At 67.4% G+C, this 20,149-nt stretch carries 22 protein-coding genes, 1 tRNA gene and 1 pseudogene; 21 read left to right on the top strand and 3 right to left on the bottom strand.

Annotated elements, in window-relative coordinates; translation table 11 throughout:
- Positions 1-57: 57 nt before the first annotated feature.
- The 13 genes from hemA (at position 58) to ACK4SE_RS10250 (ending at position 10,863) form a co-directional block, all read left to right on the top strand.
- The gene (gene hemA / locus ACK4SE_RS10310; protein WP_409692093.1) at positions 58-1,284 is read left to right on the top strand and encodes a 5-aminolevulinate synthase; all 1,227 of its coding nucleotides are present in this window, start codon (positions 58-60) and stop codon (positions 1,282-1,284) included.
- A 39-nt stretch (positions 1,285-1,323) separates the two neighbouring features.
- On the top strand, positions 1,324-1,680 hold the full coding sequence (locus tag ACK4SE_RS10305) for a hypothetical protein (RefSeq protein ID WP_409692090.1): 357 nt from the start codon (positions 1,324-1,326) through the stop codon (positions 1,678-1,680).
- A gap of 10 nt (positions 1,681-1,690) precedes the next feature.
- Entirely contained in the window at positions 1,691-1,894 is a 204-nt protein-coding gene (locus ACK4SE_RS10300) for a DUF6898 family protein (protein ID WP_409692087.1), read from the top strand.
- A gap of 42 nt (positions 1,895-1,936) precedes the next feature.
- Positions 1,937-3,223: a serine hydroxymethyltransferase gene (gene glyA / locus ACK4SE_RS10295; RefSeq protein WP_409692085.1), complete on the top strand. Its 1,287-nt coding sequence runs from the start codon at positions 1,937-1,939 to the stop codon at positions 3,221-3,223.
- A gap of 9 nt (positions 3,224-3,232) precedes the next feature.
- Positions 3,233-3,703 carry a transcriptional regulator NrdR gene (gene nrdR / locus ACK4SE_RS10290; protein WP_409692083.1) on the top strand — a complete coding sequence of 157 codons (471 nt, stop codon included), beginning with the start codon at positions 3,233-3,235 and terminating at the stop codon, positions 3,701-3,703.
- Positions 3,703-4,335, top strand: a complete 633-nt coding sequence (locus ACK4SE_RS10285; protein ID WP_409692081.1) for a RibD family protein — start codon at positions 3,703-3,705, stop codon at positions 4,333-4,335. The genes nrdR and ACK4SE_RS10285 overlap by 1 nt, the downstream gene beginning before the upstream one ends.
- 51 nt (positions 4,336-4,386) lie before the next feature.
- Positions 4,387-4,977 carry a riboflavin synthase gene (locus ACK4SE_RS10280; RefSeq protein WP_409692079.1) on the top strand — a complete coding sequence of 197 codons (591 nt, stop codon included), beginning with the start codon at positions 4,387-4,389 and terminating at the stop codon, positions 4,975-4,977.
- Entirely contained in the window at positions 4,977-6,122 is a 1,146-nt protein-coding gene (ribB, locus tag ACK4SE_RS10275; RefSeq protein ID WP_409692296.1) for a 3,4-dihydroxy-2-butanone-4-phosphate synthase, read from the top strand. The genes ACK4SE_RS10280 and ribB overlap by 1 nt, the downstream gene beginning before the upstream one ends.
- Positions 6,119-6,577, top strand: a complete 459-nt coding sequence (ribH, locus tag ACK4SE_RS10270) for a 6,7-dimethyl-8-ribityllumazine synthase (RefSeq protein ID WP_409692076.1) — start codon at positions 6,119-6,121, stop codon at positions 6,575-6,577. Before ribB ends, ribH begins: the two co-directional genes overlap by 4 nt.
- Entirely contained in the window at positions 6,574-7,098 is a 525-nt protein-coding gene (nusB, locus tag ACK4SE_RS10265) for a transcription antitermination factor NusB (RefSeq protein WP_409692073.1), read from the top strand. The genes ribH and nusB overlap by 4 nt, the downstream gene beginning before the upstream one ends.
- Positions 7,007-8,074, top strand: a complete 1,068-nt coding sequence (gene thiL, locus ACK4SE_RS10260) for a thiamine-phosphate kinase (RefSeq protein ID WP_409692070.1) — start codon at positions 7,007-7,009, stop codon at positions 8,072-8,074. Before nusB ends, thiL begins: the two co-directional genes overlap by 92 nt.
- 47 nt (positions 8,075-8,121) lie before the next feature.
- Positions 8,122-8,547, top strand: coding sequence for a hypothetical protein (locus tag ACK4SE_RS10255; protein ID WP_409692067.1), 426 nt, complete (start codon positions 8,122-8,124; stop codon positions 8,545-8,547).
- 165 nt (positions 8,548-8,712) lie between these two features.
- Positions 8,713-10,863 (top strand): sodium-translocating pyrophosphatase, encoded by a 2,151-nt coding sequence (locus ACK4SE_RS10250; RefSeq protein ID WP_409692065.1) that lies wholly within the window; start codon positions 8,713-8,715, stop codon positions 10,861-10,863.
- Positions 10,864-10,962: 99 nt separating this feature from the next.
- Here ACK4SE_RS10250 and bamE read toward each other — a convergent pair whose 3' ends face one another.
- Positions 10,963-11,442 carry an outer membrane protein assembly factor BamE gene (gene bamE / locus ACK4SE_RS10245; protein ID WP_409692063.1) on the bottom strand — a complete coding sequence of 160 codons (480 nt, stop codon included), beginning with the start codon at positions 11,440-11,442 and terminating at the stop codon, positions 10,963-10,965.
- A 99-nt stretch (positions 11,443-11,541) separates the two neighbouring features.
- Between bamE and ACK4SE_RS10240 the strand changes: the two genes are divergently transcribed.
- The 7 genes from ACK4SE_RS10240 to ACK4SE_RS10210 all read left to right on the top strand — a co-directional run bounded on the left by ACK4SE_RS10240 (position 11,542) and on the right by ACK4SE_RS10210 (position 15,661).
- On the top strand, positions 11,542-12,069 hold the full coding sequence (locus tag ACK4SE_RS10240) for a ubiquinol-cytochrome C chaperone family protein (protein ID WP_409692060.1): 528 nt from the start codon (positions 11,542-11,544) through the stop codon (positions 12,067-12,069).
- Positions 12,039-12,587, top strand: coding sequence for a YceD family protein (locus ACK4SE_RS10235; protein ID WP_409692058.1), 549 nt, complete (start codon positions 12,039-12,041; stop codon positions 12,585-12,587). The genes ACK4SE_RS10240 and ACK4SE_RS10235 overlap by 31 nt, the downstream gene beginning before the upstream one ends.
- Before the next feature lie 104 nt (positions 12,588-12,691).
- A complete protein-coding gene (plsX, locus tag ACK4SE_RS10230) occupies positions 12,692-13,756 on the top strand; it encodes a phosphate acyltransferase PlsX (protein WP_409692055.1) in 1,065 nt (354 codons plus the stop codon).
- On the top strand, positions 13,753-14,730 hold the full coding sequence (locus ACK4SE_RS10225) for a beta-ketoacyl-ACP synthase III (RefSeq protein ID WP_409692052.1): 978 nt from the start codon (positions 13,753-13,755) through the stop codon (positions 14,728-14,730). Before plsX ends, ACK4SE_RS10225 begins: the two co-directional genes overlap by 4 nt.
- Positions 14,731-14,811: 81 nt before the next feature.
- Positions 14,812-15,111, top strand: a complete 300-nt coding sequence (locus tag ACK4SE_RS10220; protein WP_409692050.1) for an integration host factor subunit alpha — start codon at positions 14,812-14,814, stop codon at positions 15,109-15,111.
- A 2-nt stretch (positions 15,112-15,113) separates the two neighbouring features.
- Positions 15,114-15,524 carry a MerR family transcriptional regulator gene (locus tag ACK4SE_RS10215; RefSeq protein ID WP_409692048.1) on the top strand — a complete coding sequence of 137 codons (411 nt, stop codon included), beginning with the start codon at positions 15,114-15,116 and terminating at the stop codon, positions 15,522-15,524.
- A 60-nt stretch (positions 15,525-15,584) separates the two neighbouring features.
- Positions 15,585-15,661: transfer RNA gene (locus ACK4SE_RS10210), tRNA-Pro, on the top strand.
- A 92-nt stretch (positions 15,662-15,753) separates the two neighbouring features.
- On the opposite strand, the gene ACK4SE_RS10205 is transcribed toward ACK4SE_RS10210, so the two are convergent.
- Together ACK4SE_RS10205 and ACK4SE_RS10200 are read right to left on the bottom strand one after the other, a co-directional pair.
- On the bottom strand, positions 15,754-17,124 hold the full coding sequence (locus tag ACK4SE_RS10205) for a sulfotransferase (RefSeq protein ID WP_409692293.1): 1,371 nt from the start codon (positions 17,122-17,124) through the stop codon (positions 15,754-15,756).
- Between the two features lie 99 nt (positions 17,125-17,223).
- Positions 17,224-17,379: pseudogene (locus ACK4SE_RS10200) on the bottom strand (hypothetical protein); the annotation flags it as partial.
- 128 nt (positions 17,380-17,507) lie between these two features.
- On the opposite strand from ACK4SE_RS10200, the gene ACK4SE_RS10195 reads away from it, so the two are divergent.
- Complete coding sequence (locus tag ACK4SE_RS10195) at positions 17,508-20,033, top strand: TonB-dependent receptor (RefSeq protein WP_409692045.1); 2,526 nt, start codon at positions 17,508-17,510, stop codon at positions 20,031-20,033.
- Positions 20,034-20,149: the final 116 nt, after the last annotated feature.

Raw genomic sequence — 20,149 nt, 5'->3', positions numbered from 1 at the left:
GGGGCTGCGGGGAGCAAAACGCGAAATAGACGATCATAAGCAAAACGAGCCGTCCGCGTGTTTGACTATAAGGCCGCCTTTCAAAACGCCGTCGACCAGGTCCAGAAGGAAGGGCGCTACCGCGTCTTTGCCGACCTGAAGCGCGTGCGCGGCCAATTCCCCCGCGCGGTTCGCCGTCGCGAGGACGGGTCCGAACAGGACGTGGTGGTCTGGTGCTCCAACGACTATCTGGGCATGGGCCAGCATCCGGTGGTGCTTGAGGCCATGCAGGCGGCCATCGACGAGGCCGGGGCCGGGGCCGGGGGCACGCGCAACATCTCCGGAACCACCCGCTGGGCCGTGGACCTGGAGGCCGAGCTGGCCGACTGGCACCACAAGGAAGCGGCGCTGCTGTTCACCTCGGGCTATGTGGCCAATGAGGCGACCCTGACCACCCTGCAGCGGATCATGCCGGGGATGATCATCTTCTCCGATTCGCTGAACCACGCCTCCATGATCGCGGGCATCCGCAACGGCGGCTGCGAGCGGCACATCTTCGCGCACAACGATCTGGAGCATCTGGAGGCGCTGCTGCAGGCCGCGCCGGCCGATGCGCCCAAGCTGATCGCCTTCGAGAGCGTCTATTCCATGGACGGCGACATCGCCGACCTGCACGGGACCATCGCCCTGGCCCGGAAGTACGGCGCCATGACCTATCTGGACGAGGTCCACGCGGTGGGCCTGTATGGCGAGCGCGGCGCGGGCGTGGCCGAGCGCGACGGCGTGCTGGACCAGATCGACATCATCGAATGCACCCTGGGCAAGGCCGTGGGCGTCATGGGCGGCTATATCGCGGCCGACGCCGTGATCATCGATGCGGTGCGGTCCTGGGCCGCGGGCTTCATCTTCACCACCAGCCTGCCGCCGGCCCTGACGGCGGGGGCGCTGGCCTCGGTGCGTCACCTGAAGGGCGCCGCCGACCTGCGGGCCCGGCACCAGGAGCGGGCCGAGACGCTGAAGGCGCGCTTCGCCGAGGCGGGCATCCCCGTCCTGCCCAGCGTCAGCCACATCGTGCCGGTGCACGTGGGCGACCCGGTCCACTGCAAGATGATTTCGGACATGCTGCTGGAAGATTTCGGCGTCTACGTGCAGCCGATCAACTACCCCACTGTGCCCAAGGGGACCGAGCGCCTGCGCTTCACCCCGTCGCCGGACCATGACGACGGCATGATGGACGCCCTGGTCGCGGCCATGGACAAGCTGTGGACGCACTGCAACGTCGCGCGGATGCCCAAGGCGGCGTAGGCCGTTTTCGATACATGGAAATCTGCGGTATGCTGGCGCATGAACATCCAGCAGCCGATCCCAGGTGCGCCGGTCGAGGAGGAGGACTTCTTCGACATGTCGAACCTGCGCCCCAGGCATACCGGGCTGCCGATGGTCGTCTGGGTAAGCCATCGCGGTCGAGCGCGGCATGACGCCCGTGTGAAAGTTTGCCGGACACCGGGTGATCGGATCGATATCGATGACATGGCGGTGGTCGGGATTCGTCCGACGCCCACGTTGATCGAGGGACCGCTGGATGCCGCCAGCCTGAAGCTGGTCCAGAAGTGGATAACGCTGAACGAGGCGACGCTCATCGGTCATTGGGACGGCGAACTGGACACCGTCGAAATGCTTCAGAAGCTGAAGCGCATCTGAGCAGAGCCACATGGGCCAGATCATCGTCGAGTTCGTGCGCAACGGCGCCTGGCTGAAGTGCTCGGCGATCCATGCGGCGACCGGGACCGAGGCCTCGGCGGTGGGGCCGGTGAACGAGCGGGCGCATCTGGAGCGGATCGCCATCGGCAAGCTGCGGCGGGCCCTGGCCGGTGCGACGGCACAACATGTTGTGGGCCGGGGGTGGAAGGCGTAAAGCATCTGGCATCTTTCCGCCCCCCGATTTCCGGAGCCGCCCGTGACCGCCCGCTTCGTCCATGACGCCTATTTCTCCAAGTCTCTGGAAGAGGCTGATCCCGATATCTTCAGGGGGATCCAGGGCGAGCTGAGCCGCCAGAAGGAGCAGATCGAGCTGATCGCCTCCGAGAACATCGTCTCGCAGGCGGTGCTGGAGGCCCAGGGCTCGGTCCTGACCAACAAATACGCCGAGGGCTATCCGGGCCGTCGCTACTATGGCGGCTGCGAATACGTCGACATCACCGAGAATCTGGCGCGCGAGCGGGCCAAGGAACTGTTCGGCGCCGGCTTCGCCAATGTGCAGCCGCACTCGGGCGCCCAGGCCAACCAGGCCGTGTTCCAGGCCCTGCTGACGCCCGGCGACACCTTCCTTGGCATGGACCTGGCCTGCGGCGGGCACCTGACCCACGGCAGCCCGGCGAACCAGTCGGGAAAATGGTTCCGTCCGGTCACCTATATGGTGAGGAAAGACGACCATCTCATTGATTATGATAACGTCGCCGAGATGGCTGAGCGGGAAAAGCCCAAGCTGATCCTGGCCGGCGCCAGCGCCTATTCGCGCCACATCGATTTCAAGCGGTTCCGCGAGATCGCGGACTCCGTCGGGGCGTATCTGATGGTGGACATGGCCCACTATGCGGGCCTGATCGCTGGCGGCGCCTATCCCGATCCGCTGCCCCACGCCCATGTGGTGACGAGCACGACCCACAAGACCCTGCGCGGTCCTCGCGGCGGTCTGGTTCTGACCAACGACGGCGAGATCGCCAAGAAGATCAACTCGGCGGTGTTTCCCGGCCTGCAGGGCGGGCCGCTGGAGCACGTGATCGCGGCCAAGGCCGTGGCCTTCGGCGAGGCGCTGAAGCCCGAGTTCAAGGGCTATGCGCAGCAGGTGGTCAAGAACGCCCAGGCCATGGCGGGCGTGCTGGTGGAGCGGGGGCTGGCCATCGTCTCGGGCGGCACCGACAGCCACCTGATGCTGGTGGACCTGCGGCCCAAGGGCGTGACCGGCAAGGCCACCGAGCATGAGCTCGAGAAGGCCCTGATGACCTGCAACAAGAACGGCGTGCCGTTCGACGACGCGCCCTTCACCATCACCTCGGGCGTGCGGCTGGGGACCCCGGCGGGCACCACGCGCGGCTTCGGCGAGGACGAGTTCAAACAGATCGGCCACTGGATCGCCGATGTGGTGGTGTCCATGAAGGGCGGCGACGAGGCGGATACGGCGGTGGCGGCGGGCGTCGCGGCCCAGGTGCGGGAGCTGACGCACAGCTTCCCCATCTATCGGTAGGCCAGGGCCATGAAGTGCCCCTTCTGCGGCAACGCGGACACCCAGGTGAAGGACAGCCGCCCGTCGGACGACGGCGCGGCCATCCGGCGCCGCCGGGCGTGTCCGGGCTGCAGCGGGCGCTTCACCACCTTTGAGCGGGTGCAGTTGCGCGAGCTGGTCATCGTCAAGCGCAACGGGCGGCGCACCCCGTTCGACCGCATGAAGCTGGAGCGGTCGCTGGGCATCGCCCTGCGCAAGCGTCCGGTGGATCCGGACCAGATCGAACAGCTGGTCAGCCGCATCGTGCGCCAGCTGGAGAGCCTGGGCGAAACCGAGATCCAGTCCTCGACCGTGGGCGACTTCATCATGAAGGCGCTGAAGGGCGTCGATGAGGTGGCCTATGTGCGCTACGCCTCGGTCTACAAGGATTTCCGCCATACGGGCGACTTCGCGAAATTCCTGGGCTCCGAAGGATTCAGCGATCCCGACAAGGATCGGTGATGCGCGTCACCCTGAAACTGGCCACCTCGCTGGACGGCCGCATCGCCACCGCGACGGGCGAGTCCCAATGGATCACCGGCGAGGCGGCGCGCGAGCAGGGCCACCGCCTGCGGGCCGCCCATGACGCGGTGCTGGCCGGCGTCCAGACGGTGCTGGCCGATGACCCGCAACTGACCGTGCGCCTGCCGGGCCGACCGGTGGACCAGCCGCTGCGCGTGGTGCTGGACAGCCGCCTGCGGACCCCCTCGAGCGCGAAGCTGGCGGGGCCCGGGACTCTGATCCTGACGACGGCCGCGCCGCATGCGGTGGGCGGCGCCCTGGTCGAGCAGGTCGAGGCCGACGGCGACGGTCGTCCGGGCGTCGACGCGGTGCTGAAGGCGTTGAAACGGCACGGCGTCGGCTCGGTCCTGATCGAGGGCGGCGGGCAGGTGGCGGCGTCCTTTATCGCGGCGAATGCGGTGGACGCCCTGGAGTGGTTCCGGGCGCCGATCCTGCTGGGCGGGGCGGGGCGGCCGTGTGTAGCGGCGCTGGCCATGGCGCAGCTTTCCGACGCGCCGCGCTTCCGGCGCCTTGCGGTGGAGCCTCTGGGCCCCGACCTGTGGGAGCGTTACGAGCGAGCCCCCCATGACTAGACGCACGATCTTAACCGAAACCCGGCTCCCACTTTTCGGGATCGTGCTCTGATGTTCACTGGAATCGTCACCGACATCGGCCGCGTCCGCAGCGTCCGCCAGACCGAGCGCGACCGGCGCTTCGAGATCGCCACGGCGTGGAATCCGTCAACCATTGATATGGGAGCGTCTGTCAGCCACGCGGGCGTCTGCCTGACGGTGGTTGAGCGGGGCGACGACTGGTTCGCGGTGGAGGTGTCGGGTGAGACGCTGTCGAAGACGACCCTGGGCGCCTGGACCGAAGGGACCGGCGTCAATCTGGAGCGCGCCGCACGGTTGGGCGACGAGATGGGCGGCCATATCGTCTCGGGCCATGTGGACGGGGTCGGGCGCGTCGTCTCCATCACGCCAGAGGGCGGATCACACCGGGTGGTGGTGGAAGCGCCGGCGCCGCTGCATCGCTACATCGCGGCCAAGGGCTCGATCACGGTCGACGGCGTGTCCCTGACCGTCAACGCCGTGGACGGACAGACCTTCGACCTGAACATCATTCCCCACACGTGGGAGGCGACGACCCTGGGGATGCTGTCGCCGGATTCCGCCGTTAATCTGGAAATCGACATGCTGGCGCGCTACTTGGCCCGCTGGCAGGAGACAGCGTGATGCACCCGGCGGCCAATCTGAACGACAGCCCCGTCAGTCCCATCGAGGACATCCTCGAGGACGCCCGCAACGGGCGGCCCTACATTCTCGTGGACGCCGAGGACCGGGAGAACGAGGGCGACGTCATCATCCCGGCCCAGTTCGCCACGCCGGACCAGATCAATTTCATGGCCAAGCATGCGCGCGGGCTGATCTGCCTGGCCATCACGGCGGACCGGGCGCGCAGCCTGCGCCTGCCCCCCATGTCGGCCGAGAACCGCGAGAGCATGGGCACCGCCTTCACCGTCTCGATCGAGGCGCGCGAGGGCGTGACCACCGGCATCAGCGCCGCAGACCGCGCCCGCACCGTGCAGGTGGCGGTGGACCCGAACCGCGGCCCCGACGATCTGGTCTCGCCGGGACACGTGTTCCCGCTGGTGGCCCGGGACGGCGGGGTGCTGGTGCGCACCGGCCATACGGAGGCCGCCGTGGACATCAGCCGCATGGCCGGCCTGACGCCCGCCGGGGTGATCTGCGAGATCATGAATGACGACGGCACCATGGCCCGCATGCCGGATCTGGTCGCCTTCGCCCAGTTGCACGGGCTGAAGATCGGCACCATTGCGGACCTGATCGCCTATCGTCGCCGCACCGAGCGGTTCGTGGAGCGGGTGCTGGAGACGCCGTTCGAGAGCGTGCACGGCGGGCCGTTCCGCCTGATGCTGTACCGCAACGCCATCGAGGGCGTGGAGCATGTGGCGCTGGTCCACGGCCAGGTCGACCCGAACAAGCCGACCCTGGTGCGGATGCATCAGGTGGATTTCGCGGCTGATCTGCTGGGCCATGTGGAGGCGCGCCAGAACTATGTGCCGCGCGCGCTGGCGGCCATCAGCGATCCAGAGCGCTACGGCGCGGCCGCCGGCGTGACCGTGTTTCTGCGCGACCCGGAGCTGAAGGGGCTTGCCGAACGCCTGACCGACGGCGACAAGCCCGGCGCGAACGATCGCGCGCTGAAGGCGTATGGCGTAGGCGCCCAGATCCTGCTGGACCTGGGCGTGCGCGACATGATCGTGATGAGTTCGACCCGGCCCAATCCCACGGCCATCGAGGGTTATGGCCTGCGTATCGCAGGCTGGCGTGACATGGATGGAGAACCCCAGTCTTGACCGATCCCCTGCGTATCCTGATCGTCGAGGGACGGTTCTATGACGCCCTGTCCGACGCCCTGCTTGACGGGGCCAAGGAAGCCCTGCGCGCGCGTGGCGCCACGTTTGACGTCGCCACCGTCCCCGGCGCGCTGGAGGTGCCGCTCGGCATCGCCCAGGCGGAGGAAATGGGCCGCAGCCCGCTGGGCGTGCGCTATGACGGCTATGTGGCTCTGGGCGTCGTCATTCGCGGTGAGACCTATCATTTCGAGATCGTGGCGGATCAGTCCGCCGCCGGCATCATGCACCTGGGCCTGAAGGGACTGGCCGTCGGCAACGGCATCCTCACGGTTGAGGACGAGGAGCAGGCCTGGGCCCGCGCCCGCTTCACCGAGGGCGACAAGGGCGGGGGCGCCGCGCGCGCCTGTCTGGAGTTGATCGATCTGCGCCGTCGTCTGAGGGAGGGCCGGCTGTGAGCGAGGCCAACAGCCTGAAATCCGTCATGGCCCAGCTGGCCGAGGCCGAGAAGCAGCGGGCCGAGCCCGGCCTGACCTCGCGCCAGCGCCGGGCCCGCACCGTGGCGCGTCTGGCCGCCGTTCAGGCGCTGTACCAGATGGAACTGGGCGGGCAGGGCGTGGATACGGTGGTGGACGAGTTCAATAACCACCGCTTTGACGCCGACATGGACGGGGAGCCGCTGGCCGAGGCGGACGAGGCGTGGTTCGCCGAGATCGTGCGCGGCGTGGTGGCGGGCCAGAAGGCCATCGACACCGCCGTGGTGACGCGCCTGGCCTCCGGCTGGCGCATCGAGCGGCTGGACGCCACCCTGCGGGCGCTGCTGCGCGCCGGGGCGTGGGAACTGCGCGAGAAGCCCGAGGTGCCGCGCGAAATCGTCATCGACGAATATGTGGAGCTGGCCAAGGCCTTCTTCGACGCGGCGGAGGCCAAGTTCGTCAACGCCGCCCTGGACGGCGTCGCGCGCGATGCCCGGGGTTGATGCGGCCGACGAGTTCGAGACCATCGAGCGGCTGTTCCGGCCTCTGGCCCATCCCCAGTGGGGGCGCGGCCTGATCGACGACGTGGCGGCCCTGCCGTCGCGTCCGGGTCACGACCTGATCCTGACCAAGGACGCCATGGTCGAGGGCGTTCACTTCCTGCCGGACGACCCGATGGACACGGTGGCGAGGAAGCTGCTGCGGGTGAACCTGTCGGATCTGGCGGCCAAGGGGGCAGAGCCGTTCGGCTATCTGCTGGCCTGCTTCTGGCCCGACGCGTCGGGCTGGCTGGAGCGGGAAGCCTTCGCGGCGGGGCTGGCCGAGGATCAGGCGAAATTCGGGGTGCATCTGCTGGGCGGCGACACGGTGGTCACGCCGGGACCGGCCAGCTTCAGCCTGACGGCCCTCGGCTGGATCCCGCAGGGGCGCGCCGTGGCCCGCGCCGGCGCGGCGCCGGGCGACCTGATCGTCGTCACGGGCATGATCGGCGACGGCTTTCTGGGCCTGAAGGCGGCGCGCGGCGAGCTGGGGCTTGAGGACGAGCGCGTCGCGGCCCTGACGGCTCACTACCGCACGCCGGAGCCTCGCGTGGATTTCGCCCTGGCGGTACGGGAATACGCGGCGGCGGCGCTGGACATATCGGACGGCCTGATTGCGGACATGGGCCACATGGCGAAGGCCAGCGGTGTGGGCATCCTCATCGACCTTGAAAAGCTGCCCCTGTCCCGCGCCGCGACGGCCTGGTTCGAGACGCGGGTGGATCCGTTAGCCGCCCTGACCGACCTGGCGACCGGCGGCGACGACTATGAGCTGCTCATGGCCGTCGCGCCCAACGCCATCGACGGGCTGAAGCGCGAAGCGGACGCGCGGCATCTGCGCCTGACGGTGCTCGGGGTCGCGACGGAGGGGGAGGGCGTGATCGTCCGTTACGGCGGCGAGATCGTCGAGGTGGCGCAGACGGGCTGGCGGCACGGCTGAAAGACGCGGGAAACGGTTTCCTAACGCTGCTCGGCTAAACGGCTTGCATGCGCCGCCGTGACCTGATCGCCGCCGGAACCGTGCTCGCCGTCTCCGCGACGGCGGCGGCCGCCGCGCCGTCCAGCGACGCGCCGCCGGAAGCGGCCACCCTGAACCTGGTTCCGCTCGGCTTGCCCGTCATCACCGAGGGGCGGCTTCGCAACTATGTGTTCGTCAATCTACGGATGCATCTGGCCGGCGGGCATACCGCCGAGGCCGTCCGGCCGCACGACCCCTTCATCCGCGATGCCCTGGTCAAGGCCGCCCATCGGGTCGACTTCTCCGCTGGCGGCGACTGGACGCTCCTGAACGAGCGGGTGGTGACCGCCGCCGCCATGGCCGCCGCCCGCGTGATCGCCGGAGATGGCGTAATCACGTCGTTCGAGGTGCTTAATCAGGCGCCCCGCCGCCGCACGGGCATGGGCGCCAACTAAACGCTGTTGCGCGAGTCGATCCCCTTTGGCACTTTCCTGCCGCAATTCCCGCGTGGCCGCAGCCAGCGGCCGGTGCGCACGGGGGGACCGGAAGGCGGACAAGTCCGGAAAGGACGCCGCGCCAAGGGTCCGGGCGCAGATAATGCATAAAGGGTTGAAACGCTTATGACGTCATATCTGTGGCTGGTCATAGCGGCTGGTGCGCTGGGGGTGCTTTACGGCGCCATCCAGACCGCCTCGCTGCTCAAGGCCGACGCCGGCAACGACAAGATGCGCGAGATCGCCGCGGCGATCCAGGAAGGGGCCTCGGCCTATCTGAAGCGCCAGTACACCACCATCGGCATCGTCGGGATCGTGATCCTGATCGCGGCCTATTTCCTGATCGGGCCCTATGCGGCCATCGGCTTCCTGATCGGCGCGGTGCTGTCCGGCGCGGCCGGATATGCAGGCATGCTGATCTCGGTGCGGGCCAACGTCCGTACAGCCGAGGCCGCCTCGAAGAGTCTGGCGGGCGGGCTGGACCTGGCTTTCCGCTCGGGCGCGGTCACCGGCATGTTCGTGGCCGGCGGCGCCCTGATCGGGGTGGCGGGCTACTACGCCTTCCTGACCGAGGGCATGGCGCTGGACCGGGTCGGCCGCGAGGTCATCGACGGTCTGGTGGCGCTGGGCTTCGGCGCCTCGCTGATCTCCATCTTCGCGCGACTGGGCGGCGGCATCTTCACCAAGGGCGCCGACGTGGGCGGCGACATGGTGGGCAAGGTCGAGGCCGGGATCCCGGAGGATGACCCCAGAAACGCGGCCACTATCGCCGACAACGTGGGCGACAACGTCGGCGACTGCGCCGGCATGGCCGCCGACCTGTTCGAGACCTATGCGGTGACCACCGTGGCGACGATGGTGCTGGCCGCCATCTTCTTCCGCGAATCGCCGCTGGTGGAGGCCATGATGCTGCTGCCGCTGGCCATCGGGGGGGTGTGCATCATCACCTCGATCATCGGCACCTTCTTCGTGCGTCTCGGCAAGTCGAACAACATTATGGGGGCCCTGTACAAGGGCCTGATCGCCACCGGCATCCTGTCGATCGGGGCCCTGTGGTTCGTGGTCGACCGGCTGGTCAGCGAGCCGGTGGTCACCTCGAACGGCCTGACCATCGAGGCCATGAGCCTGTTCTGGTCCGGCGTGGTCGGCCTGGCGGTCACCGCCGCGATCGTGGTCATCACCGAGTACTACACCGGCACCACCTATCGCCCGGTGAAATCGGTGGCCAAGGCGTCCACCTCGGGTCACGGCACCAATGTGATCCAGGGTCTGGCGGTCTCGCTGGAATCCACCGCGCTTCCGGCCCTGACCATCATCGTCGGCATTATCGCCACCTACCAGATGGCCGGACTGTTCGGGATCGCCATCGCCACCACCACCATGCTGGGCGTGGCGGGCATGATCGTGGCCCTGGACGCCTTCGGGCCGGTGACGGACAACGCCGGCGGCATCGCCGAGATGGCGGGTCTGCCCGCCGACGTGCGGACCTCCACCGACGCCCTGGACGCGGTGGGCAACACCACCAAGGCCGTCACCAAGGGCTACGCCATCGGATCCGCGGGCCTCGGCGCCCTGGTGCTGTTCGCCGCCTATACCGAGGATCTGAGGTATTTCTCGGCCAATCCGGCGGACTACCCGTTCTTTGCAGACATGGGGCCGGTCGCCTTTGACCTGTCCAATCCGTACGTGGTGGTGGGCCTGCTGTTCGGGGGGCTGCTGCCCTTCCTGTTCGGCGGCATGTCGATGATGGCGGTGGGCCGCGCGGCCGAGGCCGTGGTGACCGAGGTGCGCCGCCAGTTCCGCGAAAACCCGGGCATCATGACCTATGAGGTCAAGCCCGAGTACGGCAAGGCGGTCGACATCCTGACCAAGGCGGCGATCAGGGAGATGATCGTGCCGTCGCTGCTGCCGGTGCTGTCGCCGATCGTGCTGTTCGTCGCCATCATGCTGATCCAGCCGGACAAGGCCAACGCCTTCGCCGCGGTGGGCGCCATGCTGATGGGGGTGATCGTGACCGGTCTGTTCGTGGCCATCTCGATGACCTCGGGCGGCGGCGCCTGGGACAACGCCAAGAAGTTGATCGAGGAAGGCTACACCGGCCCCGACGGCGTCCTGCACGGCAAGGGGTCGGAGGCGCACAAGGCCGCCGTCACCGGCGACACCGTGGGCGATCCCTACAAGGACACGGCCGGTCCGGCGGTGAATCCGATGATCAAGATCACCAACATCGTGGCGCTTCTGCTGCTGGCGGTGCTGGCGAGCGGGAACATCGGCTGACCATCCTGACCCGGGCGGTTCACGCCGTCCGGGGAATGGCCAGAAGAAAGCCCCGGAGCGAAGGCTCCGGGGCTTGTTTCTTTTCAGTGCTGTGACGGATCAGTCCGGGCGGCGCTGGCCCGGGGCATCGTCCTCGGTGCGCGGCAGCTGCCCCCGGCCGACGTTGCCGAGCAGCTGTTCAAGCACACTGAGTTCGCGGCCCCGCGTCGGGGTCTCGCGGCCGTTCATGGCGATCTGACGCCCGTCCTCCAGGCCGATCAGGCGCACGCCCTGAACCTGGTTGCTGCCGTCGGCGAAGGTGATCTCCGTGATGCTGCGGCCCGCCACCTGGGTCGGGTTGTACGTATACCGCTCGGTGGTCTGGCTGATGTAGTACCAGACGCTCTCGCCCTCGAAGGTGGAGCGGGTCGACGGCGAGCCCAGCTTGGCCAGCACCGTTTCGCGCGTATCCACGCCCGCTTCGATCTCGTTGGGGGCGACATCGATCATCTGGAAGCCGTGACGGCCGATCTGGGGCGCACAGGCCGTAACGCCTGCGGCAAGCGCCGCCGCGATCAGAACGGGAGTGAATCGGGACATGGAAACGGACCTCGAATGGATCGACGGCTTTGACCTAGCGGTCCCGGAGCATTAGTTCAACGCCGAGACCGGACAAGGGGCCAACAGTTGCTGCGGAATTTGTTTAAAACCAGGCCGTCCAGGCAAGCAGCTGAACAGCTGTACGCCGCCTGCGCCGCGCAGGCGCGCCGCCCGGTGTTCTACACGCACATGGGCGTGCCCGACCGCATCGACGCGCGGTTCGAGCTTTACACCCTCCACGTGCTGCTGGTGCTCCTGCGATTGAGGGAGGAAGGCCAGAAGGGCGCTGATACGGCCCAGGACCTGTTCGACACCTATGTTTCGGCCCTCGACAACACCCTTCGCGAACTGGGCGTGGGCGATGTGGCGGTGGGCAAGAAGATGCGCCGTCTGGGCGAGGCCATGTACGGCCGCATGAGCGCCTATGAGAAAGCGATCCTGGCCGGGGACGAAGACACCCTCGCCACGGCGCTGGGCCGCAACATCCTCGAGGCGGACGAGGCGACGCCCGAGATGCGGGCCATGGCCGCCTACGCCATGCGAACGCGGGCGTCCCTGGCGGACCAGCCCTTCGAGAACGTCCTGGCGGCCCCGGCATGGGCCGAGCCGATGCAGGCCGCCGCATGAGCCTGCCGCCGCCACCCTTCAGCGAGCCGTTGCGCCTGAACCAGATCGGGGCGGGCGTCACGCGCGACCTGGAGCCGGATGAGGTCGCGCGGGCGCGCATCGCCCGGACACTCGATCTGATTGAACTTCCCGTTTTCAAGGCGCGTCTGACCGTCAAGCCTGCGGATACAGGCTGGACCCTGTCGGGGCAGGTCACGGCCCATGCGATCCAGCGTTGCGGCCTGACGCTGGAGCCGCTGCCCGCCGACATCGACGAATCATTCGCTGTCGACATGGTCGAACTCGACCCGCGCGCGCCCCTCGAAGTGGACGTCGATCCCGAAGACGACGGCCCTGACGTGGTCGAGGATGGCGTGATCGATCTGGGCGTCTATGCGGTCGAGCACCTCGCCCTGGCGCTGGATCCGTTTCCCCGCAAGCCGGGGGCGGTGTTCGAGCCGCCCGAGCAGCCGGCCGAGGAATCGCCCTTCGCCGTGCTGAAGCAGTTCAGGCAGCCGGACTCTTCCGGCGACACCTGACGTTACGTCAGGCGGTTTCCATCATCGAACGAGGCCGCTATCGTGGCGCGCCTCGAAACAGGAAGCGGCGCCGGGCAGGGCGCGCGCACGGAGCGACATCCAACTTGGCGTCATCATTGATCATCTCGCTTGACGGCATGGGCGGCGACCATGGACCGCCCGTGACCGTGGGCGGCGTCCGCGAATACCTGAAGCGACACGGCGGCGAGGACGTTCGGTTCCTGCTGCACGGCGACGAGCAGGCCCTGGCCGCCGAGGTGAAGAAGGCCGGCGTCGGCGACGTCTGCGAGATCCGCGCCACCGACAAGGTCATCGCCATGGACGAGAAGCCTGCCCAGGCCATGCGCCGCGGTAAGGGCTCGTCCATGTGGAACGCCATCGACACGGTGAAGACCGGCGAGGCGGGCGGCGCGGTTTCGGCCGGGAACACCGGCGCCCTCATGGCCATCTCCAAACTGTTGCTGCGCATGTCGGCCACGGGTCTGGAGCGACCGGCCATCGTGGCCAGCTGGCCCACCCTGAACGGCATCACCGCCGTGCTGGACGTGGGCGCCAACATCACCTCCGACGCCGAGCAGCTGGTCGAGTTCGCCATCATGGGCGAGGCGTTCCACGCCGCCGTCCATGGCTCGAAAAATCCCTCCATCGGCATCCTGAACGTCGGGTCCGAGGACATGAAGGGCCATGAGGAGGTGCGCGAGGCCGCCGCCATCCTGAGGGACAATCCGTTCGGCCTGAATTATCACGGCTTCGTCGAGGGCGACGATATCGCCAAGGGCACGGTGGACGTGGTCGTCACCGACGGCTTCACCGGCAACATCGCCCTCAAGACCGCCGAGGGCACCGCACGCTTCATCTCGACCCTGATGAAGGACGCCCTGACCTCGAGCCTGCAGGCCAAGGCGGGCGCGCTGCTGGCCCTGCCGGCGCTGAGGCAGATGCGCGCCCGCATCGATCCCGGCGCCATCAACGGGGGCCCGCTGCTGGGTCTGAACGGCATCGTGGTCAAGAGCCACGGCGGCGCCGACGCCAGGGGCTACGGCAACGCCATCCGCGTGACCGTGGACCTGGCGCGCAGTGATTATACGGCCAAGGTGGGGGCCAATCTGAAACGGCTGGACGCGGTGCTGCACAGCGCCCCGCCAGAACCGGTGGAGACTGTTTCGTGAGCGTTACGCGCAGCGCCGTGACCGGCGTGGGTTCCTATCTGCCCGACAACATCGTCACCAATGATGATCTGTCCAAATTTGTAGACACCACCGACGAATGGATCGTCGAGCGCACGGGCATCCGCAAGCGCCACAAGGCCGCCGACGACCAGCCCACCAGCGACCTTGCCGTCCAGGCCGCCCTGCGGGCGCTGGAGGCGGCGGGGCGCACGGTGGCGGACATCGACCTGATCGTGGTGGCCACGACGACCCCGGACATGACCTTCCCGTCGGTCGCCTCCATCGTCCAGCGCAAGCTGGGCGCGCCGGTGTGCAACGCCTTCGACATCCAGGCGGTGTGCTCTGGCTTCGTCTATGCCCTCAGCGTGGCGGACGGCTTCGTGGCGCGCGGCCTCGCCCGCTGCGCCCTGGTCATCGGCGCCGAGGAGATGACGCGCCTGATGGACTGGACCGACCGGTCCACATGCGTGCTGTTCGGCGACGGCGCGGGCGCCGTGGTGCTGGAGCCTGTGGAAGGGCAGGGGACGCCCGCCGACCGCGGCGTGCTGGGCTTCGCCCTGCGCTGCGACGGCAACAAGACGGACCTGCTGTATGTGGACGGCGGACCGGCCACCACGGGGACGGTCGGCCATCTGCGCATGGCGGGCAACCAGGTGTTCCGCCATGCGGTGGTGAACATCGCCGAGGCGGTGACGGCGGCCTGCAAGGCGGCTGACATCCAGATCGCCGATGTGGACTGGTTCGTGCCCCACCAGGCCAACCAGCGCATCATCAAGGGCGTGGGCGACCGCCTGGGCCTCGACGAGAACAAGGTCATCCTGACCGTCGCCGACCACGCCAACACCTCGGCCGCCTCGATTCCGCTGGCGTTCGACGTGGCGGTGAAGGACGGCCGGATCAAGCCCGGCGACCTGGTGCTGATGGAAGCCATGGGCGGCGGGCTGACGTGGGGCGCGGTGGCGTTAAGGATGTAAAACAGGCGGTTGCGCTTTGACTCTGGCGCGTATTGTCGTCAGATGGCGAACCACCCGGGGCCTGATGGAGGGGAGCGACCGATGGCCGAAACTGTGACGCGCGCGGATTTGTGCGAGGCGGTTCATGAGGAACTCGGCCTGTCGCGACAGGAGTGCTCCAACCTGGTCGAGCGGACCCTGGATCTGATCGTGGACTCGCTGGAGCAGGGCGAGACGGTCAAGCTGTCCGGCTTCGGCGTGTTTCAGGTGCGCGAGAAGCGCGCCCGCATGGGCCGCAACCCCAAGACCGGCGAGCCGGCCACCATCACCCCGCGCCGGGTCATCAGCTTCCGCGCCTCGCAGATCATGAAGACCAAGGTGGACGGCGCAGCCGCCGATTGACCATGACCAAGGGCCCCAACGCCTTCCGCACCATATCGGAAGCGGCTGAAGAGATCGGGGTTCCCCAGCACGTCCTGCGGTTCTGGGAGACGAAATTCGCCTTTGTCGCCCCTCTCAAGCGCGCGGGCGGACGCCGGTTCTATCGCCCCAATGACATCGCGGTGCTGAAAGGCGTCCGGCGCCTGCTGCATGAGCAGGGGCTGACCATCAAGGGCGTCCAGCGCCTCTACAAGGATCAGGGCCTCAAGGCCGTCGCAGGCTTCAGCGACGCGGAGGCGGCGTTCACGCCTGCGGCCGAACCGGAAGGCGCAGGAACGCCCGCTGCGGCGGCGCGCGACACAGCTCGCCTGCGCGCCGTTCTGGCCGATCTGGAGGCCGCGCGGGCCCGTCTGGACGAGGCGCTGGGGCGCTGACGGAATTCTTCTCGATTAGGGTTTGCGGGCGCGCGGTCCCCCGTCTATAGGGAGCGCCTTCGGAGCGTGGCGCAGCCTGGTAGCGCACTTGACTGGGGGTCAAGGGGTCGCAGGTTCGAATCCTGTCGCTCCGACCATTTAACCTTCTGGTTTTTTGGCGAATTTGAAGGGGCCGCCCTCGGGCGGCCCCTTTGAAATTGGGCCATGGCTTTCCGGACGCCGAGGACCTTCAGGGGATGCTTTCCGGCGGGTCGGCATCGTCGAATCCGCGGGGCCCGTCGATCCCTTCGGCCGTCAGGGCGTCCAGCAAGGGCCGCAGCCCTTCGCCATAGCGTCGCCAGCGGCCGATGGAGGTGGCGTAAAGCGGCGAACGCACCTGGACAGAGCTGGCCGTAGAGACCGGCGCGGCGTTTTCATGGAACGTCAGGCAGGCCGGGTCAAAATCCAGACCGCAGAAGGCGGACAGGCGCCGCGTCTGGCCTTCGAGGTCGTGAACCAGGTCCTCATAGGCCACCTCGGTGAACCGGTCCGGGGGCAGCGTGTCCCGCCAATGCGCCACGAGCCGGTCGAACAGGGCGTAGTATCGGCCAGCGTCGGCCAGATCGAGGGAATAGCCATAGTACGGGAAGTCGGTGGCGAACAACTGCCGGTAGTTACTCAGGGCGCTGTCGACGGGATCACGCCGGAGGCAGATGATCCGGGCGTTGGGCAGAGCCTGCAGGATCAGCCCCGCGTTCAGGACATTCAGCGGCATCTTGTCGATGATGCGGGGGGACTCCCCGGCCACCTTGCGGGTGCGCGCGACGTACCTTCGGCCGACCTCAGCGAGATCGACGCCCGCCGCCGCGTCCAGGGTGTCCGGGTCCAGCACAAGCGGCGAGGGCGTACCGGCCATGCGCTTGAGGATCAGGGAGAAGTCCGAAAGTTCTCCGGCCGACACGACGTCGGGATGACTCGAAAGAACCCGATCCAGCAGGGTTGTTCCGGTTCGCGGCAGCCCGACGATGAAGATCGGCGTGCCGTCGTCGTGGCCCGGGCCTCGCCCGGACGCCTCGGGGGACCCGGTCCGCATGGCGGCGGCGAAAAGGGCCCGGTCCTGTTCAAGGGCGTAGCCGCGCTGTCGGCGCATCCCCGTCTTGGCGCGCTGGAGCCAGTCCAGCGCCTCAGCGTAGCGACCGAGATCCTCGCACGTCTTGGCCAGGGCGTGCCCGATATGAAGCTGGCGTGCGGGGTCGGCATCCTGCGGGTCGAAGCGGGCTTCCAGTTCAGCTATGCGCTGGGTCGCCTCGGTCTGACGGGAAAGCCCGATCAGCGACGACAGGGCCTTGTAGTTTTCAGGGTCGACCGCGAGGGCCCGCTCGTACGCCTCGCCCGCACCGGTCATGTCGCCCACAAACTGGAGCGCCGCGCCGAGATTGTAGAGATAGGACGGGTTGCGCGGCTGCAATCCGGTCGCCAGACGAAACAGGTCCGCCGCCGGTGCGAATGCCCCTGTGCGGGTCAGGACCACCCCCAGGGTGTCCAGCGTGTGCGCCTCCGCCGGCATGAGCGCCGCGCCGGCTTCCGCCGCGGCCCGGGCCTCGTCGTGCCTGTGGAGCATCAGCAGGCAGCGCGCCTTCTGGGCCTGGGCGGCGACGTGACCCGGGGTGAGACCAAGGGTCCGGTCGAACAGCTCGATCCCCTTCAGTGGATTGCGATGTTCCGTCGCGATCACGCCCAGAAGAAAGAACGCTTCGGCGTCCTGATGGCGTTCCTGCAGTGCAGCAAGACAAAGGGCATGCGCCTCCTGAAAGCGGCGCTGCGCGATCAGGGCGCCGGCTGTTCTGAGGTCGGTGCGAACCGTCGTCGCTGACATCGTGTTCCAATTATCCCACATTCAGTGACGTAAAAGTGCCGTGTCGTCCGTCTGCGGCGCGCCTGAAGCAACTCCATGCCTCATTTCCTATTGACGGCCAAGATGGTGCGACGCAGCATTCAGGCGTGATGCAGCGCAGCATCACTCTCGGCAACTGGACCTCGGGGGGCATCCACATGATCCGATCACCACACATCTTCAGCCGTAATGCCAGTCTCGTGCTGCTGGGATCAGTCAGCGCGATCTCCATCGCGGCCGGCGCGCCGGAGGCCCGGGCCCAGGACCCCACCAGCGTCGATGAAGTCATCGTCACCGGCACCCGTCGCGGCGCCTCCACAGTCCAGGACGCCCCGATCAACATCAGCGCCATCGGGCAGCAGCAGATCGAGGCCCAGGGCATCGCCGATCTGGCTGAAATCTCCCGCTACGTGCCGGGCCTGTTTGTCGTGGACCAGGGCCCCCGCAACGCGTCACGCATCATCTTCCGCGGGCTGAACGCCACGCCTCTCGGCGAGTCCGTGGCCCAGAGCGCGGGCGGCACGGTGGCCACCTACCTCGGCGACGTGCCCATCTCGATCGACCTGCGTCTGAACGACGTCGAACGCGTCGAGTTTCTGGCCGGACCCCAGGGCACTCTTTACGGCGCGGGGACTCTGGCCGGCGCCATCCGCTACATTCCAAACGCCCCGGACTTCACCGACCGGTTCATCACCGTGCGCGGCGACGCCTACAGCTATTCCGAGGGCGACGGCGTCAGCACCGATTTCGGATTCACCGCCAATCTCCCGATCACTCCCCGCCTGGCGGTTCGCGCCAGCGTCGATCAGTTGAATGATCAAGGCTTCATCGATCAGCCGTTCCTGGTCCGGGAAATCGGCGTCTCCCTGCCCAATCCGGATTTCAGCGACCCGACGGCGGTGGCGGAAAATCTCTATGGCGAGGAGGACGTGAACACCGAGGATGTGTTGTCGGCGCGCGTCGCCGTGCGCTGGGCCCCCACAGACTGGCTCGATACGACCCTGTCCTACAACTATCAGCTCTCGGACGTGGGCGGTCGCCAGGTCAGCGGGCGCCGGGTCACGACCTTTCCGGTGGAGGTCGGCGAGTACGAGGCTATCCAGCGCGTGCGGGAGCCGAACGAGCGTATCACCGATCTGCTGGCGCTCGAGGCGACGCTCGATCTCGGCTTCGCCGACCTGACGTCCGCCACGGGCTATCAGACCTTTGAAGAGGACGGCCAGCGGGACCAGACCGATCTGCTGATCAGCCTGGAATACAGCTATGAGGCGTTCCCGGCTTTCACCGCCTACACCCGGGAACTGGAAGACACCGACACCTTCACCCAGGAACTACGCCTGACGTCAAAGCCGGATTCGGGCCCGCTGAGCTGGATCCTGGGCGGCTTCTACAGCAAGACGGACTACTGGAACTCGTCCGCCGAGTACACGCCGCGGTTCGCCGAGGACTTCGCCGTTCCCGAGTGGGGGGCCGCCCAGGGCCGCCCGGACAATCTGGAGTATCTGTCCGTGGGCTTCGGCGAGTTTGTCGAAACCGCCCTGTTCGGCGAGGTCAGCTGGCAGATTTCGGACCGGTGGCAAGTGACGGCCGGCGCCCGTCGCTACACCTACGAGATCGACGACAGCAGCGCCACCGATCTGCCGCTGCTTTACACGATGTACTATGGACGGGATCCGGATGAGATCGTGCTCGATTTCCAGGACGCTCATGAAGAGGAAGACGGCTGGCTCTACAAGCTCAACACGTCCTATGAACTCACCGATGACGTTCTGATCTACGCCACCATCAGCGACGGCTATCGCATCGGCGGCGCCAACGGGGCGGCCGCATGTCCGGAGGGGCTTGAGCCGGACGGCAGTTCGCCCACCCAGATCGTCTGCGCGCTGCCCAACGAGCGCCTCTACAACTCCGAGCAGACCCGCAACTACGAATTCGGGGTAAAGAGCCAGTGGTTCAACCGCCGGCTGACCTTGAATGGCGCCGTGTTCTACATCGACTGGGAGGATCCCCAGGTCACGGCCGCCACGGTCTACGGGCTGCAGCCGATCACCAAGAACGCGGGCGGCGCGGAAAGCCGGGGCTTCGAGGTCAGTTTCGACGCCGCCGTCACTGAAGCCCTCACCCTGCGTGGCAGCCTGTCCTATACGCGGGCCCGACTGACCGCCCGCACGGTCAATCTGGTCGCCGTCCTCGACCCTCCCGGTTTCGGCGTCACCTATGAGGATGGCGAGGACGGGGACCGCATGCCCGGATCGCCCGAGTACCAGTTCAGCCTGTACGGCAACTACAACTACCCGCTTTCGAACGGATTTGAGCTGGATTTCGCTTACGGGCTTACAGCCTCGGGCGACGTGGAAAGCCGCATGGGCGGGCGTGGCGGCGGGCTGACCCTGCCGTCGTTCCAGATCCACAATCTGTCGGTGCGCCTGAGTAACCCGGGCGGAGACTGGTCGCTCACCGGTTACATCGACAATGTCTGGGACGAGTACGCCGAAACCGGCGTGCGGGGAACGTCGCTGTCCAACCAGATTCTGCAGGATATGAACGGCGATCCCGTCTATGCGCGCAGCCATTTCACCAATGTGCTGCCGCCCCGCGTGATCGGCGTGCGCTTCAGCAAGCTGTTCAGTCTGTAGCATCGGCCGAAGCAAGGTCGTCGTCCGGCGCAGGTTTGAGGCTGCGGCATGAGCGCTTCGGGGTCCGGGACGGCTTCTGATGGTCCCGGAAACCGGAGCGCCGGCCCGGCAATTGC

This window comes from Brevundimonas sp. (assembly GCF_046293315.1).
Classification (GTDB): Bacteria; Pseudomonadota; Alphaproteobacteria; order Caulobacterales; family Caulobacteraceae; genus Brevundimonas.
The sequence above is the reverse complement of the archived record's forward strand: the minus strand, read 5'-3'. Positions and strand labels throughout refer to the sequence as shown.

Bases quoted from the DNA above. Each gene is read 5' to 3' on its own strand.
- ACK4SE_RS10305 (WP_409692090.1), top strand. From the start codon at position 1,324: ATGAACATCCAGCAGCCGATCCCAGGTGCGCCGGTCGAGGAGGAGGAC.
- ACK4SE_RS10300 (WP_409692087.1), top strand. From the start codon at position 1,691: ATGGGCCAGATCATCGTCGAGTTCGTGCGCAACGGCGCCTGGCTGAAG.
- nrdR (WP_409692083.1), top strand. From the start codon at position 3,233: ATGAAGTGCCCCTTCTGCGGCAACGCGGACACCCAGGTGAAGGACAGC.
- ACK4SE_RS10285 (WP_409692081.1), top strand. From the start codon at position 3,703: ATGCGCGTCACCCTGAAACTGGCCACCTCGCTGGACGGCCGCATCGCC.
- ACK4SE_RS10280 (WP_409692079.1), top strand. From the start codon at position 4,387: ATGTTCACTGGAATCGTCACCGACATCGGCCGCGTCCGCAGCGTCCGC.
- ribB (WP_409692296.1), top strand. From the start codon at position 4,977: ATGCACCCGGCGGCCAATCTGAACGACAGCCCCGTCAGTCCCATCGAG.
- thiL (WP_409692070.1), top strand. From the start codon at position 7,007: ATGTGGAGCTGGCCAAGGCCTTCTTCGACGCGGCGGAGGCCAAGTTCG.
- ACK4SE_RS10255 (WP_409692067.1), top strand. From the start codon at position 8,122: ATGCGCCGCCGTGACCTGATCGCCGCCGGAACCGTGCTCGCCGTCTCC.
- ACK4SE_RS10250 (WP_409692065.1), top strand. From the start codon at position 8,713: ATGACGTCATATCTGTGGCTGGTCATAGCGGCTGGTGCGCTGGGGGTG.
- bamE (WP_409692063.1), bottom strand. From the start codon at position 11,442: ATGTCCCGATTCACTCCCGTTCTGATCGCGGCGGCGCTTGCCGCAGGC.
- ACK4SE_RS10235 (WP_409692058.1), top strand. From the start codon at position 12,039: ATGGGCCGAGCCGATGCAGGCCGCCGCATGAGCCTGCCGCCGCCACCC.
- ACK4SE_RS10220 (WP_409692050.1), top strand. From the start codon at position 14,812: ATGGCCGAAACTGTGACGCGCGCGGATTTGTGCGAGGCGGTTCATGAG.
- ACK4SE_RS10215 (WP_409692048.1), top strand. From the start codon at position 15,114: ATGACCAAGGGCCCCAACGCCTTCCGCACCATATCGGAAGCGGCTGAA.
- ACK4SE_RS10205 (WP_409692293.1), bottom strand. From the start codon at position 17,124: ATGCTCCACAGGCACGACGAGGCCCGGGCCGCGGCGGAAGCCGGCGCG.
- ACK4SE_RS10195 (WP_409692045.1), top strand. From the start codon at position 17,508: ATGCAGCGCAGCATCACTCTCGGCAACTGGACCTCGGGGGGCATCCAC.